The following is a 15,068-nucleotide window of genomic DNA, read 5'->3' as shown; positions in this document are numbered from 1 at the left end:
CCAAAGGCTGAACCGCGGCGATATTTGGGAGTGAGAGAGGAGAGAATATGAAAACAGATGTTGTAATCATTGGCGCAGGAGCGGTAGGCTGCGCGATTGCGAGGGAGTTGTCCAGATATAAACTGGATGTGACTGTAGTTGATAAAAATGAGGACATTGGAGGAGACGCCTCAAAATCCAACAGCGCCATCATCCATACCGGCTACGACGCATCACCGGGAACGCTGGAATCCCAGCTCGTGGCGGCGGCCAATCCAATGTATGATAAGCTCGCTGAGGAACTGGATGTTCCCTTTAAACGGATCGGCGCGATCCTGCCGGCCATTACACAGGAGCAGTTCGAAAAGCTGCCGGAGATTAAACACAAGGCATTTTTAAACCGCGTTTACGATGTGGAATACAAAACGGGAGAGGAACTTCTCAAAATGGAGCCAAACCTGAACCCGGAGGTGAAAGGCGGACTATATATCCCAAGGGAGAGCATCATCGATCCCTTTATCCTGGTGCAGGCGCTGGCAGAGAACGCCAATGAAAATGGGGTGAACTTTCTTCTGAACACAAAGGTGACGGATATCCGGACAGAAAACGGGGCCGTAAAAGAAGTAGTTACCACAGGGGGAACCATCACGGCCGATTATGTAATTAATGCTGCCGCCCTCTACTGCGATGAGATTGCCGCAATGGTTGGCAAGGCGGATTACAAGGTGGTGGCCAGGAGAGGGCAGTTCTACATTCTGGATAAAAATACAGACTGCCAGGTAAAGCAGATTGTGCTCCCGATTCCGACAAAGGTAACCAAGGGAAAACTGATGTGCCCGACTATTCACGGAAATATGCTGGTGGGGCCGACCGCGGAGGATTTGGACAACAAGACTGATAAATCCGTGACCTCAGACGGCCTCGTCAGCATTCTCGAAGACGTAAAGCGGCTGATTCCGGGTGTCAATATCCGCGACAGCATTACACAGTACAGCGGCCTGCGTCCAAACAGGAACCCGGAGGGGCTGCATGTGGACGTATACGATGATTTGAAAGGTTACATCAACCTGTCGGGCGTCCGTTCCACCGGGCTGACACTCTCAGTTGCCATGGGAGTTTACGTGGCCGATTTGATGCGTGAAACGGGAGCCGTCATGGAGCCGAAGGAACACTTTACAGAGAGAAGGAAAGGCGTTCTCCGTTTCCACGAACTGGACAGGGAAGAACAGGACGAGGCGGTGAAGAGGAACCCGCTTTACGGGAAGATTGTGTGCCGCTGTGAGACCGTCACAGAGGGAGAAATTCTGGACTGTATCCGCAGACCGTTGGGAGCCAGAAGCATGGATGCGGTAAAACGCCGCGTCAGGGCAGGAATGGGACGGTGCCAGGGAGGATTCTGCGGCCCGAAGGTCATTGAAATCCTGGCCCGCGAACTAGGTATCACGGTGGAAGAAGTGAACAAGAACAATGAAGGCTCTTACATGGTTGCCGGTAAGACGAGATAGGAGGACGAGATGTACGAAATTGCTTGTGACGTGGTGATTATTGGCGGCGGCCCAGCCGGCCTGTCCGCAGCGGTGGCTGCCAAGAAAGAGGGAGCAGGAAAGGTATTGATTATAGAGAGAGATGAAAAGCTTGGCGGCATTCTGCAGCAGTGCATCCATCCGGGATTTGGCCTGACTTATTTCAATCAGGAATTAACGGGACCGGAGTATGCGGGACGTTTTAAGGAGGAGGCCTTGGAGCTGGGGGCAGAGGCGTTGTTAAACTCCATGGTCCTGGAGGTGCTCCCCGAAGAAAATGCGGTAATCTGCGTTAACTCCGAATACGGCATGACGAGGGTGACGTCTAAGAGCATCGTGCTCGCTATGGGCTGCCGTGAGAGAACAAGAGCAGGTATTATGATTCCGGGAACCAGGCCGGCGGGAGTTTACACGGCCGGCGCCGCCCAGCGCCTGATTAACCGCCAGAACGCGGTGGTGGGAAAAAACATCGTAATTCTGGGTTCCGGTGATATAGGAATGATTATGGCGAGAAGGATGACGCTGGAGGGAGCCAAGGTTCTGGCAGTGGTGGAACTGCAGGACTATCTGGCCGGACTGACAAGAAATAAGGTGCAGTGTCTCGACGATTTTGGGATACCGCTCAAACTGTCCCATACCGTGACCCGGATTGCAGGCAATGAGAGAGTGGAAGGCGTTTTCGTAGCCGCAGTGGATGAGAATAAAAAACCTCTCCGGGAGACGGAAGAGTACATAGCCTGTGACACACTGCTCCTGTCCGTAGGGCTGATTCCGGAGAATGAGCTGAGCAGAAAGGCACAAATCGCTATTTCCCCGGTCACGAACGGACCGGTGGTTAATCAGTATATGCAAACTTCGGAGGAAAACCTGTTTGCTTGCGGAAATGTGGTCCATGTAAATGATTTGGTGGACAATGTGACCGTGGAGAGCATGAACGCGGGAAAATATGCGGCCCGCTATGCAAAAGGGGAACTGCCGGAAGCAGTGAAAGAAGTCATAGCCGTTCCGGGAGCCAATGTGCGTTATCTCTGCCCGCACAAGGTGAGGGTGGCTGAGGAGGACGAGACGGTCCGTCTCTTTTTCCGGGTGACGGCTCCGGATCAAAATGTGACGCTCATTACAAAATCAGGTGGCAGCATTCTGTCCCATAAAAAGGAAATGCGCGTTAATCCCGGTGAGATGTGCCATGTGGATATAAAAACATCGGAGATAACAGGGGATGATGTCACGGTAGAAGCAGTGGGACAGGAGGCGTAAAACGATGAAAAAAGAGATTATCTGCACAATCTGCCCGTTGGGCTGCCATATCACGGTGACCGGCGAAGGCGACAGGATTGAATCGATAGAAGGATATACCTGCAGAAGGGGTGAGGAATACGGAAAGCAGGAGTTTGCCCATCCGGTAAGAATACTGACCAGCACGGTAAAGCTTACGGGCGGGGAGCAGCCCCTCCTCCCGGTGCGCTCCGAGAAACCGGTTCCCAGGGAACTGCTGGTTTCCTGCATGGATGTCCTTAAGGAGACATCGGTGAGCGTTCCGGTTAAACGTTATGACGTGATTGTGGAAAATATCTGCGGAAGCGGAGTCAATATCGTAGCGTCTGACACCGTAGAATGACAATATATAATTCACAGTATCCGTATCAAATAGCAGAAAAAAAGGCAGCAGGGAGATTCCCGGCTGCCTTGGCGTGCAGTTGTATAAGAGGACAAGCCGAGATAGGGGCACGGTTTTCCTTTTTATGGAAATCCCTTATGAAATATGACAAGATTTCCGATTTTTCCTATTGTAACATAAAACGAATTGTTAAAATCATGGAAAAGGGGGCTGTAATGAAAATGACAGAAGCGATGGGCGAAAAAACGAATTTTTTCTCTCAGCAGCCATTTTGGGAGGTGACGAAACAGAGAGAAAATTCACTGCTGAGAACGGAGGATTTTGAACTCAGAGTACTGCGCTACAATGTGAACCAGGGGTGCACCGGGTTAAACTGCATACCGGGCGTAGGTCAGTTGGGGCTGGTATTCTCGGTTCAGGAAAAAGAAGCTTCGGCCTATGTGTTCGGGGTACTGCCGGAGAAGAAGGAAATACCGATGTACGGAATTGAAAAGGCGCTGATGGTACAGTTCGTTCCGGGCAGCTTTACATGCGCCACCGGAATCCCGGCCGATGAGGTGCCGCCTGAAGGGCTGAAACTGGGGGATGTGTTCCCGTGGGCTATGCCGATGGTGGAGAATATCAATGCGGTGGACAGTGAGAAAGAGCATTTTATGCTGCTGGGCCGGTTTCTGGCCCAGTGTCAGGAGAAGAAGGGGGAAAGAAGGGAAAACGAGGAAAAGATGGCGGTATCTATCGCACACTATATGATGCAGAGAAACCGTTCCGTACGGATGAAGGAGCTGGAGGAATGCTATGGCTACACGGCCAGAACGCTTCAAAAACTGGTTCTCAAAAATGTGGGAATCACGCCGAAGCAGCTGAACCTTCAGATATGCCTGCAAAGCGCCATCCGGCAGATGTCACAGAGCAAAGGAGGCTCGCTGACGGAGATGTCCCACCAGATGGATTTTTATGATCAGTCCCATTTTAACAGAATTTTCCGGAAGATGACGGGGTTATGTCCGGGAGAATATTTGAAACGGCTGCAGAGCGGGCAGGTTACGGGGAAGATAACATGTTAGGGTGTATCCTTTTGATACACCGGTATGAAGGAGAGAAGAGGAGGTCGTTATATGTTAGTAGCAACATGGATTATCACATTTACATTAATTATCGGAGTAGGAATCTATGCGGGAACTAAAATTACCAGCGCCAACCAGTGGTCCGGCGGCGATAAGACGATGGGGGCGTTCGCTATCGGAGCCGTTCTCGGAGCCTGGCAGATAGGCGGCATGAGCATCGTGGGCGCGGCACAGAACGGTTACACGATGGGTATTGCCGGATGCTGGTATTCCATAGCGGGAGGTCTGTATTTTCTGCTGGTGGGAGTATTGTCCAAGGTGCTCCGCCAGAATATGGTCAGCGAGGCCCTTCCCGATTTCCTGGCCAGGAGATATTCGACTCCGTTAGCCAGAATCCAGTCCTATATCTGGGTGGTATTCGGATGTATCTACATTCCGATTCAGCTTAAAACCATTGCTTCCATTATCCAGATTGTTATTCCCGGATTCAACTCTGCGGCAGCTATGGTCTGCGGCGTTACAATTGCGGCCGTGTATACAGGATTTGCCGGCATGAAGGGTTCGTCCGCCATCGGGCGTATCGTCTGCATTTCCACTTACGTGCTGCTGATTATATTCGTGGTTAAAAATCTGGCCGGATTTGGTGGATACGCAGGTCTGATTGCCCAGCTTCCAAAAGATTATGATAAACTGATTGTTCCCGCCATGCCGAAACAGCAGATATTTGCCTGGGCGGTCGGAGGCGCCCTGAGCTCGGCGGTTATGCAGTCGGTGCTTCAGCCGGTTCTGGCGGCAAAGGATGCGAAAGCAGGACGGAACGGATGTATTATCGGTTACATTTTCGCGGCTCCTATCTGTATTTTGACAGCCATGATCGGTATGATGGGCCGTGCCGCCAACGACGGCCTGGGTGACGGAGCCACGGCATTCGCCTGGACCATTAAAGAATTCAGCTCCCCGCTCTATGCAGGAGTCATTTTCGCAGTCTGCACCATGATTATTGCCGCAACAATGGCAACCATGATGATGGCGACCGGAACAATCCTCACGAACATTTATAAGAACCAGATTAACACAAAGGCATCCGACAAACAGATCCTGAATGTATCCCGCTGGGGAACCATCATTCTGGCATTCTTTACACTGATTCCGGGGTTCCTGATTCCGTCTGCGCAGCTGACTGACTTGTTCCTGACCCTGACCTACAGCGTTACGGCTCCGTTCAGCTTCTGCGTTATCATCGGTATCCTCTGGAAAAAGGTGAACTCCAAAGCAGCCACGGCCAGCGCGGCAGTTGGAATTATCGTAGCCATAACCTGGGTGATTCTGGGACTGAATGCAAAGCTTAATATCGTATATCCGGTTATTATCGCCAGCTACACCGTGGGAATTATTGTAACGCTTCTGACCTCCAAAGAGGATGCGGTGAAAACACAGTAAAAAGGCAGTTCAGTTAAAAAAGAAAGGAGAAATGAATTATGCCAAACAGACCATATCTTGGAAGGGAAGTATCTGAAATAGCAATGTATAAGCCGCATGTATCCGGCACGGAGGGGGCAGTGAGCTGCAATAACCCCTATGCCGCGTCGGCGGGGCTTGAAATGATGAAAAAGGGAGGAAACGCCATCGACGCAGCCGTTGCGGTGTCCCTGGTCCTGGGAGTTGTGGAGCCTTACCACAGCGGCATCGGCGGAGGCTGTTTCCATATCGTATACCACAAAGAATCGAATGAATTTTTTGCCGTGGATGCCAGAGGAGTGGCGCCGATTAATGCATGGCAGGACATGTTCCTGGATGAAAACGGCGAGGTGGATTTAAACCTGACCGAATTTTCCGGCAGGGCCGTAGCCGTACCGGCTTTCTACCGCGCTATGGACAATGTGCTCAAGAAATACGGGACCATGACATGGAAAGATGTCTCCGGACCGGCCATCCGTCTGTGCCGTGAAGGTTTTAAGTGCGGCTTTGCTTATGCAAGGATCTCCAATACACCGGAGGCCGAGCATAACAAGGCGGAGTATGCAGGTTTTGCCGAGCTTTACCTGAACGGAGGAAAGCCGAGGGAGTTTGGCGAGATTATCACAAACCCCGATCTGGCCGATACGATGGAAGGCGTGGCGGAGCACGGTGTGGACTGGTTCTACAACGGCCCGGTTGCCGACGATATGGTGGCGCATGTACAGAAACACAAAGGCGTCCTTGTAAAAGAGGATCTGGAAAAATGCGCGCCGATCGAGAGGAAGCCGGTAAGAGGCACATACAGAGGCTATGACGTGGTATCCATGGCGCCGCCGTCCTCCGGCGGAAGCCACATTATACAGATGTTAAATATTTTGGAGCATTTTGATTTAAAGGGAATGGGATTCCATTCAGCGGACAGCACCCATGTGCTGGCTGAGACGATGAAACTGATGTTTGCAGACCGCTCTGTGGCTATGGGTGACCCGGATTTTGTGGAAGTACAGGTTGAAAAGATCATTTCCAAGGAATACGCGGAGGAACTGGCAGCCAAAATTGATATGAATGAGGCGAAGGAATTTGCCCCGACGGATGGAATTGAAGCAAAAGAGTACAGGGGCTGTACCTCCCATTTCTCGGTCATGGATAAAGAGGGTAACGTATTTGTGCAGACCCAGACAATCCGTAACTGGTGGGGCTGCGGCGTCGTAATCCCGGGCAGGGGATTTATCATGAACAACACCATGGCCGACTTCAGCCCGAAGGCCGGAGTCAGGACGACACAGGGGCTTGCCTACGGCATGGCTAATGCGGTGCGTCCCGGAAAGACTCCGCTTTCCAGTATGTCTCCTACTATTGTCCTGAAAGATCAGGAGCCGGTTCTGGCCGTGGGCAGCGCCGGAGGCCCAAGAATTATTACCAGCACGCTTCAGTTGATTATCAATACGCTGGATTACGGCATGATGATGGATTCTGCGGTAAAAACGCCCCATATGTGCTGCCTGACAAAGGATCAGGGCCTGGAACTGGAGGAAGGATTCTCTCCTGACACGGTAAAACTCCTGGAGGAAAAGGGCCACAAAGTAATTGGAACGTCCGATTTTGGAGTGCTTCTCGTTATGCCGAACGGCATTATGAAGAAGGACGGCCAGCTCTTCCCGGGCGGAACGAGCCGGGTAGACGGCGGGGGCGGAGTTCTCACGAAAGACGGAACCGTGGCCATCGACGGATTGTGTTTTGAACCGTAACAGAGAATGTAAAAAAAGAATGGAAATAAAGAATAGAAATAAAGAATAGGAAGAATGGCAATTAAAAAACTGTAACATCACTTTAACAAAAACCTTATTCCGGCTATAACCTTAAAAGCCCCGTAACCCGGGGCTTTTTCTTTTCGAAAAACGTTAAAATACGCGGTTGACTTTGCTTCTGCTATATGAGGGATAATAAATACCAGAGAAAAAAGAAAGGGGTATTTATTATGAGACGCAGCATGAAAACGAAAGTATTGGCAGGGGTATTAGGGGCAGTCATGACCGCTTCACTTCTGGCCGGATGCGGAACGCAGAACCAGGGCGGGCAGCAGGCGCAGACTGAAGCGGCCACAAACGCAGCAGAAACAAAAGCAGAGGAAACAAAAGCTGAGGACGGCAAAACGGACGCCGGAGATACGGCCTCCCAGGTGAAAACAGAGAAAAACACGGCGTCAGCGGAGGCGAAGGAGGGGGAAGTGCTTCTGCCGAACCGGAAACTGAACGTATCCGTCATCCAGATGCCGATGCTTGACACGGCGGAGAGCCTGCAGTATTTAAGCGACACGGTTGACGGCCTGATGTACGGAACCCTCCGTCCCGAACTTGTCGTGGGAGTGGAGGACGGCCTTGGTTTCACTCCGCAGAGGATGGACAGTGATTTTATCGACTATCTGGGTGCAATCGCCAAAAAGTACGGTATTTACTTTGTACCTGGAACGTTCCGCGAGATTTCAGACGATCTGCCGGAAGGTGAAACGTATAACACCTGTCCGGTATTCGGACCCGATGGAGAATTAATTGATGTCTACAGAAAGAAAGCTCCATACTATCCGGTAGAGTCCAACACTCCAAGCAGCAGCTCTGATTACTGCACTTTCTATATACCGGAAAAAGACGTTACGGTTGGACTTCAGATCTGCTACGATCAGTTCTTCCCGGAGATTTCCCGTACGCTGGCCCTGGAAGGAGCTGAACTGATACTGACGCCGTCCTACGATCCGGCCGAATATGATTTCATCCCCGATGTCATTCCGAGGGCAAGGGCGCTGGAAAATGAGTGCTATTACATATGGACCAACGGCGTAAACGGGCCTTGCGGCAATTCCACCATTGTGGATCCGGAGGGACAGGTCATTTATAAATGTGACTCCACGGAAATGACATATACAACGACGCTTGACTTTGCAAGAGTTACCGAAAAACGTCTTTACGGACAGGATCAGCACCTGAATTCCCTGCGCAAATTTAACCTGCAGTATCCATATGCGGGCCGTGTTGCAGAGGCGCCCGTATATGAGGGCTGGCCGGAGCTGACTCTGGACAGAACAGAGTATGATAACCGCGTTTCGGAGATCGGCATGAGCACGATGCCAAGAGAACTGAGCCAGGAAATGCAGGCGGAACAGGACAAACTGATGGATGAGAAGATGAAGAGCATCCAGGGAAGCGGAAAATAAACAAACAGAATAATATTCAAGGGGGTATCTTTCATGTCAGAAACGGCTGCAGTAAAATCAAAGGGCAGTGCAACGGCAAAGTCGGGCAGTAATATAACAAAATTTTTACTTTTAAACGCAATCGGTATTTTTATGTTCTTTATTTCCGTTACCATAAACGGAACCAAATCCATCCCGATTGACCATATTGTTACGGCAATCAGAAGCATCCCGAATTTCGGATCGGTCTACGGCGGGCTGATTGTCGTTATCGGAGCAGTCCTTCCATTTGTGAGGGGAACCTGGAATAAGGATACGGTAACAACGGTTTTCTCCATCTTCAAGGTAATTGGCATCGGCGTCGTCATCATGGCTATCTTCGGGTTTGGCCCCGCCAGATTCCATGATCCGGATATGCTTCCTTTTGTTTTCAACAAAGTGGTTGTGCCGGTAACCTCCCTTGTGCCGATCGGGGCCATTTTCCTGGCGTTCCTGATTAACTACGGGCTGATGGAGTTCATCGGAGTATTCATGAAGCCGGTTATGCGCCCGCTGTGGAAGACCCCGGGCCGTTCCGCAATCGATGCGGTTGCCTCCTTCGTGGGAAGCTATTCCGTAGGACTTCTGATTACCAACAGAGTATATAAAGAGGGATTCTATTCCCAGAAAGAAGCGAGCATCATTGCAACGGGATTTTCCACCGTATCGGCCACCTTCATGGTTGTTGTAGCTAAGACCCTGGGACTGATGGACAAATGGAACCTCTATTTCTGGTCCACCCTGATCATCACTTTCCTGGTAACCGCCATCACGACGAGAATCTATCCTCTGAACAAAAAGCCTGATCTCGGCTACGAGGGGATGGAAGTAGTAAAAGAGCCTGTCGTAGAAAAAGGCAAGCTTTTTTCCACCGCGCTGAACGAAGGCCTTGAGGCATGCTCTAAGGCGCCGGGATTCGTGGAAGGCCTGATTAAGAACTTCAAGGACGGTATCAACCTTGCCTTAAATATCGGTCCGACCCTGATGTCCATCGGTTTCCTCGGCCTGCTTCTGGCAGAGTACACGCCGCTCTTTGACATCATGGGATACATCTTCCTCCCATTCACAATGATTCTGGGCTTTGGCCCGGAGGCAATGATGGTAGCCAAGGGCTGCGCCATCAGCCTCGCCGAGATGTTCCTCCCGGCCAATATCGTGGCCGCGGGTTCACCTCTGGCACAGGGCGTAATCGCAATTGTGTGCGTAGCCGAGATTTTATTCTTCTCCGCATCAATTCCATGTATTCTAGGAACGGACATCAAGCTCAGTGTTAAGGATCTTGTGATTATCTGGGCGGAGAGGGTGGTTTTCTCATTGATATTGGCTACTCCGGTTGTGATGTTCCTGTATTAAGGGAGATTGATTGAGAAAGGAGAACGCCGCCGGTGACGGTCGGGGTTCGGGATGGTGAGAGGGAGGCTATGAGGTTCAGTCCCATGGATGGGTGTGGTGAGGGGGAATCCAGGAGAAAAAATTCCTACGGGGACTCGCTCCCGCTTGTGGAATGCGCAACGGGTGCTAGATTCGGCAATACCTCATCAAGCACCGGCGGATTCCAAGGTCCCCTTCGGAAAGTTTTCTCCTTCCTTCCCCGGGAAGGTTGTCGACGGGACTGAAGACGCGAAGGTTATCGCCATCATGAACCCCGGCCTGCGGCCGCTGATTTGTTCTATTTCTTCAATGGGGAAGAGTATTGTCGCAGCCACTATGTTTCGCCAAAGAATTTAGCTTTAGATTCTGAAACGCATTCTCTTTAGCTACAGCCGGAGATGCCGTCAGATTGTAAAGTATCACAACTGTATCGTGCCTGCGACAATACCTCTCACGCACTTGACGAAAGAGACAATCAGCCCTTGAAGATGACGGACGGGGGAGTGGGAGGTGGTGTATGAGTCTTCAGTTCCGGCGGTTGGTTATGGTGAGGGGGAATCCGGAGAAAAAAATTCCTGCGGGGACACGCTCCCGCTTGTGAAGCGCACAGCGGATGCTAAGCTCGAAAACACCTCGCCAAGCACCGGTGGGCTTCAAGGTCACCCTTCGGAAAGTTTTTCTCCTCCTTCCCCGGGGCAGGTAGTCGATGGGACTGAAGACTCAGCGAAGGATGTTGCCCCGTCCGCCGTCTTCAGGGGCTGACTGTCTCTTTCGTCAAGTGTGGGGATGGTATTGTCGCAGCCACTACTCGGTTATGGTGCTTTTCATTTTGCCGGCATTCCGGGCTGACTGGAGCCAGCTGCCAAACATTTATAAAGAACGTAGTGGCTGAGACAATACCCCTCCCTTATTGAAGGAGTAGAACAATTCAGCGGCCGCAGGCCGAGGTTCGGAATGGCGATAACCTCGGCGTCTTCAGTCCCGGGCTATAACCTTCCTGTGGGGAAGAAGGGAGAAAAAGATTCCGGAGGGAACCTGGAGTCCATCGGCACTTACCGAGGTTTTTTCGAGGTTAGTGTCCGTTATGTACTCCGAAGAGCGCGAGCGTTTCCCGCAGGAACTTTTTCTGCCCGGATTCCCCACCCGCGACCGCCCTCACTCCGGGACTGAAGACTCATCCCCACCCTCTCACCATCCCAAACCCCGACCTACCGGCGGCGTTCTCCCTCCCCAATAAAATCCCCCAGTGGCGGCCTGCAAAGCAGGAAATGCTTGCAAAGAGCCGCCCAATGTGCTATATTGCAAAACAGAGGATATGCATACCCTGAAAAAACAACGAAAGGAGACCATTACGATGAAACAGAGAAACGTTATTAAAGGACTGGATCGGAGCATAAGGCACAGTTATCACTGTGATCAGCAGATTGTGCAATTGAATATCGTGCCATGCCGCCGGGAAAACGGGTCTGTTTTTTGTAGTGGAATTCTGCATTTGTAAACAGATTGTCTCTCCGGCTGCGTGAAGACTGGCTGCCGGCGGACGAATACCCTGTTAAGGGGGATAAAAGACGTCACATATGATAGGATATGAGAATTTTTAGGAGCCAACTGGTTCCCCGTATATATGTATCGGGGATCACGGCTCCTTTTTTTGAGGTGAAAAATAAAATGAAAACAGTAAAAGGAAGATATAACGAGGCAAAAGTATTTACAGAGGTAGTGGAAGAAACAGCGTTGGAACAGATTAAGATGCTCTGCGATCAGGAATTTTCATCGGGGAGCCGGATCCGGATTATGCCCGACGTCCATGCGGGAGCCGGATGCACCATCGGAACCACGATGACGATCCGCGACAAGGCAGTCCCGAATCTGGTGGGAGTCGATATCGGCTGCGGTATGGAGACAATCCGCATTGGAAACTCCCATATCGAGCTGGAAAAGCTGGACAAACTGATCTACGAAAAGATTCCTTCCGGGTTTAACATCAGGAAAGAGCCGCATCCCTATAATGAGCAGATTGATCTGAATAAACTCCGGTGCAAAATGGCCGGGAAGATTAACCTGGATCGGGCGGTCCGTTCCCTCGGGACGCTGGGAGGCGGAAACCATTTTATAGAAGTGGACCGGGATACAGAGGGAAAACTCTACCTTGTCGTCCACTCCGGTTCCAGACACCTGGGGCTGGAGATTGCCCAATTCTACCAGAATGAGGCGTACAAGGCGCTCAATGGTAATTCCCCGGCCGATGTGGATACTCTGATTAAGGAATACAAGACGGCGGGGCGTGAGAAGGAAATCCAGAAGGCACTGAAAGAACTGAAAGCGCAGGTGACGACCACGGTTCCAAAGGCCCTGGCCTACTGTGAGGGGGAGCTTCTTGAAGATTACATCCACGACATGACGCTGGTACAGCGTTTTGCCATGCTGAACAGAAAAGCGATGATGGATGAGATGATCCGTGGGATGAAGCTCAAAGTGGAAGAGCAGTTTACTACCATCCACAACTATATTGATACGGAAAACATGATCCTCAGGAAAGGGGCTGTCTCGGCGAAGGCGGGAGGAAAACTCCTGATCCCAATCAATATGAGGGACGGTTCCCTGATCTGCGTCGGTAAGGGCAATGAGGACTGGAACTGTTCGGCACCCCATGGCGCAGGACGCCTGATGTCCAGAACCCAGGCGAAAAAATCCTATACCGTCTCGGAGTTCAGAAAAGAGATGGAGGGAATCTACACGACTTCGGTCAATACGGAAACCCTGGATGAATGTCCGATGGCCTATAAGAGGATGCAGGATATCGTGGATAATATTGGAGATACCGCCGGGATTTTATCGGTGATTAAGCCGGTTTACAACTTTAAGGCGGGAGAAGAGGGATGACGGAATTCTTTTAATTCTGGCACCGGCAGGATGCAAAAATACCGGGAAGACAGGAGAAGTTCCTGTTTCCCGGTATAGAAACATACGGAGGCGGCGGCTCAGGCCCGGATTTAGGCGGCCTCCTCAATTTTTCCCAGCTTTTTGTATTCTCTTGTAAAGAGAAGCGCCGTTGTGCTCACCGCAATGATGTCTGCAATCGGCTCAGCGATGAATACGGCCAGCACCTGGTTGCTGAAGAACTGCGGCAGTATAAAGATAAGAGGAATCAGGAGCAGAACTTTTCTGAGCAGGGCGAGAAAGACGGAGGTCTTCGCATTACCCAGGGCAATGAAGGTCTGCTGGCATGCTATCTGAATACTGAAAATCAGGGATGCGGCCATGTAAACCCGCATTGCCCAGACGGTAAACTGCGTTAAATCCGCATTGCTGGTGAAGATAGCGATGAAAACTCTTGGCGTGAACATGCAGATTGCCCACAAAAGAGTGGAGTAGCAGATGGAAACACGCAGGAGAAGGTGGAACGCCTTTTTAACACGGTCGATATTGCCCGCTCCGTAGTTGAAGCTGATAATCGGCTGCGCACCCTGTGTCAGGCCCTGGAGAGGCAGCATGGAGAACTGCATCACGCTCATCAGGATTGTCATGGCTCCGACCGCGATGTCTCCGCCGTATTTCAAAAGGCTGGTATTAAAGCAGACGGAGAGGACGCTCTCGGTGAACTGCATGATAAACGGCGCAAGGCCCAGAGAGACACAGGTGACGATAATATTTCTGTCCAGTTTCATATTCTGGAGCTTGATTTTCAGCAGGCTCTTTTTACCGGTCAAAAATTTGAGGATCCAGACACAGGATACGGCCTGTGAAATGATAGTGGCCCATGCGGCTCCGCGCACGCCCATACCCATACCGAAAATGAAAATCGGGTCCAGGATGATATTGCATATGGCTCCGATGGCGACCGTCATCATTCCGATTTTTGCATAACCCTGCGCATTGATAAATGCATTCAGGCCAAGGGCCAGCTGGACGAAGATGGTGCCGCAGGCATAGATTTCCATGTAGGCCCAGGCATAGACAATGGTCTTTTCACTGGCGCCGAACATCAGCAGGATAGAGCGCCCGAATATCAGGAAGAGCGCAGTCAGCGCAACCGAGATAATCAGGAGCATGGAGGTACAGTTACCGAGGATCTTTTCCGCCTGGTCATTTTTCCCTTTTCCCATCATAATGGAGGCGCGGGGCGCTCCGCCCATGCTGACCAGGGCCGCGAAAGCCGAGATGCACATGATAACCGGCATCGTCACTCCCACTCCGGTCAGTGCGTCGGGGCCTATGTTTTCAATGTGTCCGATATACATACGGTCTACCATATTGTACAAAACGTTAATTATCTGAGCCAGGATAGCCGGAAGCGCCAGGCTCAGCAGAAGTTTTCCGATGTTGTCGTGGCCTAAATCGGCCTCCTTCGAGATGCCGGAACCGGCTTCCTTTGATGTGAACTTATTCTGCATGATTCTCTCTCCCTTTTAATAATAATTCGGTGTTAACAAGAAGTTTATCCAGAGTTTCCGATGTGATGCGAAGCTCCTCCTGAGAAATACCGCGCTCGATATTCCGGGCCATTTCTTTCTGTTTGACGGAGATGCGTTCTGTGATCGGCAGACTCTTTTCACTGAGCTTCAGATGAACAATGCGCCGATCGGACGGCTCGCGGACTGTTTCCAGATAGCCCTTGGCAAAGAGTGAGTCTACGGAACGGGCCACCAGGCCCTTGGAGATTCCCTTGCAGCGGACGATGTCAGTCGCCGTATCTAACTCAGGGGAATTGTTGTGCAAAAATAAGATGACGGCAATCTCATTCGGCGTAAACTGGTACTCTGCCAGTTCATACTGATAAAACCTCCGGTACATCTTATCTATCTTCTGAAATTTTTCAAAAAATCTTC

The 15,068-nt window shown here is 51.1% G+C and carries 11 protein-coding genes; 9 read left to right on the top strand and 2 right to left on the bottom strand.

The genetic code is table 11. From position 1 onward, the window contains the following. Positions 1–47: 47 nt before the first annotated feature. From EJL91_RS20880 to EJL91_RS20840, 9 genes are all read left to right on the top strand, one after another. Positions 48–1,484: an NAD(P)/FAD-dependent oxidoreductase gene (locus tag EJL91_RS20880; RefSeq protein WP_125143891.1), complete on the top strand. Its 1,437-nt coding sequence runs from the start codon at positions 48–50 to the stop codon at positions 1,482–1,484. Positions 1,485–1,493: 9 nt separating this feature from the next. Continuing rightward, positions 1,494–2,759, top strand: coding sequence for an NAD(P)/FAD-dependent oxidoreductase (locus tag EJL91_RS20875; protein WP_125143890.1), 1,266 nt, complete (start codon positions 1,494–1,496; stop codon positions 2,757–2,759). 4 nt (positions 2,760–2,763) lie between these two features. Beyond that, entirely contained in the window at positions 2,764–3,120 is a 357-nt protein-coding gene (locus EJL91_RS20870) for a DUF1667 domain-containing protein (protein WP_125143889.1), read from the top strand. Positions 3,121–3,335: 215 nt separating this feature from the next. Further along, positions 3,336–4,184, top strand: coding sequence for a helix-turn-helix domain-containing protein (locus EJL91_RS20865; RefSeq protein WP_243125500.1), 849 nt, complete (start codon positions 3,336–3,338; stop codon positions 4,182–4,184). Between the two features lie 51 nt (positions 4,185–4,235). After that, positions 4,236–5,624 (top strand): sodium:solute symporter family protein, encoded by a 1,389-nt coding sequence (locus tag EJL91_RS20860; protein WP_125143888.1) that lies wholly within the window; start codon positions 4,236–4,238, stop codon positions 5,622–5,624. Between the two features lie 38 nt (positions 5,625–5,662). Next, positions 5,663–7,390: a gamma-glutamyltransferase gene (gene ggt, locus EJL91_RS20855; protein WP_125143887.1), complete on the top strand. Its 1,728-nt coding sequence runs from the start codon at positions 5,663–5,665 to the stop codon at positions 7,388–7,390. A 242-nt stretch (positions 7,391–7,632) separates the two neighbouring features. Beyond that, positions 7,633–8,850 (top strand): carbon-nitrogen hydrolase family protein, encoded by a 1,218-nt coding sequence (locus tag EJL91_RS20850; RefSeq protein WP_243125499.1) that lies wholly within the window; start codon positions 7,633–7,635, stop codon positions 8,848–8,850. A gap of 33 nt (positions 8,851–8,883) precedes the next feature. Then, a complete protein-coding gene (locus EJL91_RS20845; protein WP_125143886.1) occupies positions 8,884–10,221 on the top strand; it encodes a YjiH family protein in 1,338 nt (445 codons plus the stop codon). A gap of 1,686 nt (positions 10,222–11,907) precedes the next feature. Further along, positions 11,908–13,122, top strand: coding sequence for an RtcB family protein (locus tag EJL91_RS20840; protein WP_125143885.1), 1,215 nt, complete (start codon positions 11,908–11,910; stop codon positions 13,120–13,122). A 110-nt stretch (positions 13,123–13,232) separates the two neighbouring features. On the opposite strand, the gene EJL91_RS20835 is transcribed toward EJL91_RS20840, so the two are convergent. Both EJL91_RS20835 and EJL91_RS20830 read right to left on the bottom strand, forming a co-directional pair. Further along, positions 13,233–14,633, bottom strand: a complete 1,401-nt coding sequence (locus tag EJL91_RS20835) for an MATE family efflux transporter (RefSeq protein ID WP_125143884.1) — start codon at positions 14,631–14,633, stop codon at positions 13,233–13,235. Next, on the bottom strand, positions 14,623–15,033 hold the full coding sequence (locus EJL91_RS20830) for a MarR family winged helix-turn-helix transcriptional regulator (RefSeq protein ID WP_243125498.1): 411 nt from the start codon (positions 15,031–15,033) through the stop codon (positions 14,623–14,625). Before EJL91_RS20830 ends, EJL91_RS20835 begins: the two co-directional genes overlap by 11 nt. Positions 15,034–15,068 lie beyond the last annotated feature (35 nt).

The organism is Clostridium transplantifaecale (genome assembly GCF_900626075.1).
GTDB lineage: Bacteria > Bacillota > Clostridia > Lachnospirales > Lachnospiraceae > Otoolea > Otoolea transplantifaecalis.
This window is presented reverse-complemented; position numbering and strand designations above follow the sequence as displayed.

What these genes read in the sequence shown, in the direction of transcription:
- EJL91_RS20835 (WP_125143884.1), bottom strand. Translation starts at nt 14,633, where the DNA reads ATGCAGAATAAGTTCACATCAAAGGAAGCCGGTTCCGGCATCTCGAAG.
- EJL91_RS20830 (WP_243125498.1), bottom strand. Translation starts at nt 15,033, where the DNA reads ATGTACCGGAGGTTTTATCAGTATGAACTGGCAGAGTACCAGTTTACG.
- EJL91_RS20850 (WP_243125499.1), top strand. Translation starts at nt 7,633, where the DNA reads ATGAAAACGAAAGTATTGGCAGGGGTATTAGGGGCAGTCATGACCGCT.
- EJL91_RS20880 (WP_125143891.1), top strand. Translation starts at nt 48, where the DNA reads ATGAAAACAGATGTTGTAATCATTGGCGCAGGAGCGGTAGGCTGCGCG.
- EJL91_RS20875 (WP_125143890.1), top strand. Translation starts at nt 1,494, where the DNA reads ATGTACGAAATTGCTTGTGACGTGGTGATTATTGGCGGCGGCCCAGCC.
- ggt (WP_125143887.1), top strand. Translation starts at nt 5,663, where the DNA reads ATGCCAAACAGACCATATCTTGGAAGGGAAGTATCTGAAATAGCAATG.
- EJL91_RS20845 (WP_125143886.1), top strand. Translation starts at nt 8,884, where the DNA reads ATGTCAGAAACGGCTGCAGTAAAATCAAAGGGCAGTGCAACGGCAAAG.
- EJL91_RS20840 (WP_125143885.1), top strand. Translation starts at nt 11,908, where the DNA reads ATGAAAACAGTAAAAGGAAGATATAACGAGGCAAAAGTATTTACAGAG.
- EJL91_RS20870 (WP_125143889.1), top strand. Translation starts at nt 2,764, where the DNA reads ATGAAAAAAGAGATTATCTGCACAATCTGCCCGTTGGGCTGCCATATC.
- EJL91_RS20860 (WP_125143888.1), top strand. Translation starts at nt 4,236, where the DNA reads ATGTTAGTAGCAACATGGATTATCACATTTACATTAATTATCGGAGTA.
- EJL91_RS20865 (WP_243125500.1), top strand. Translation starts at nt 3,336, where the DNA reads ATGAAAATGACAGAAGCGATGGGCGAAAAAACGAATTTTTTCTCTCAG.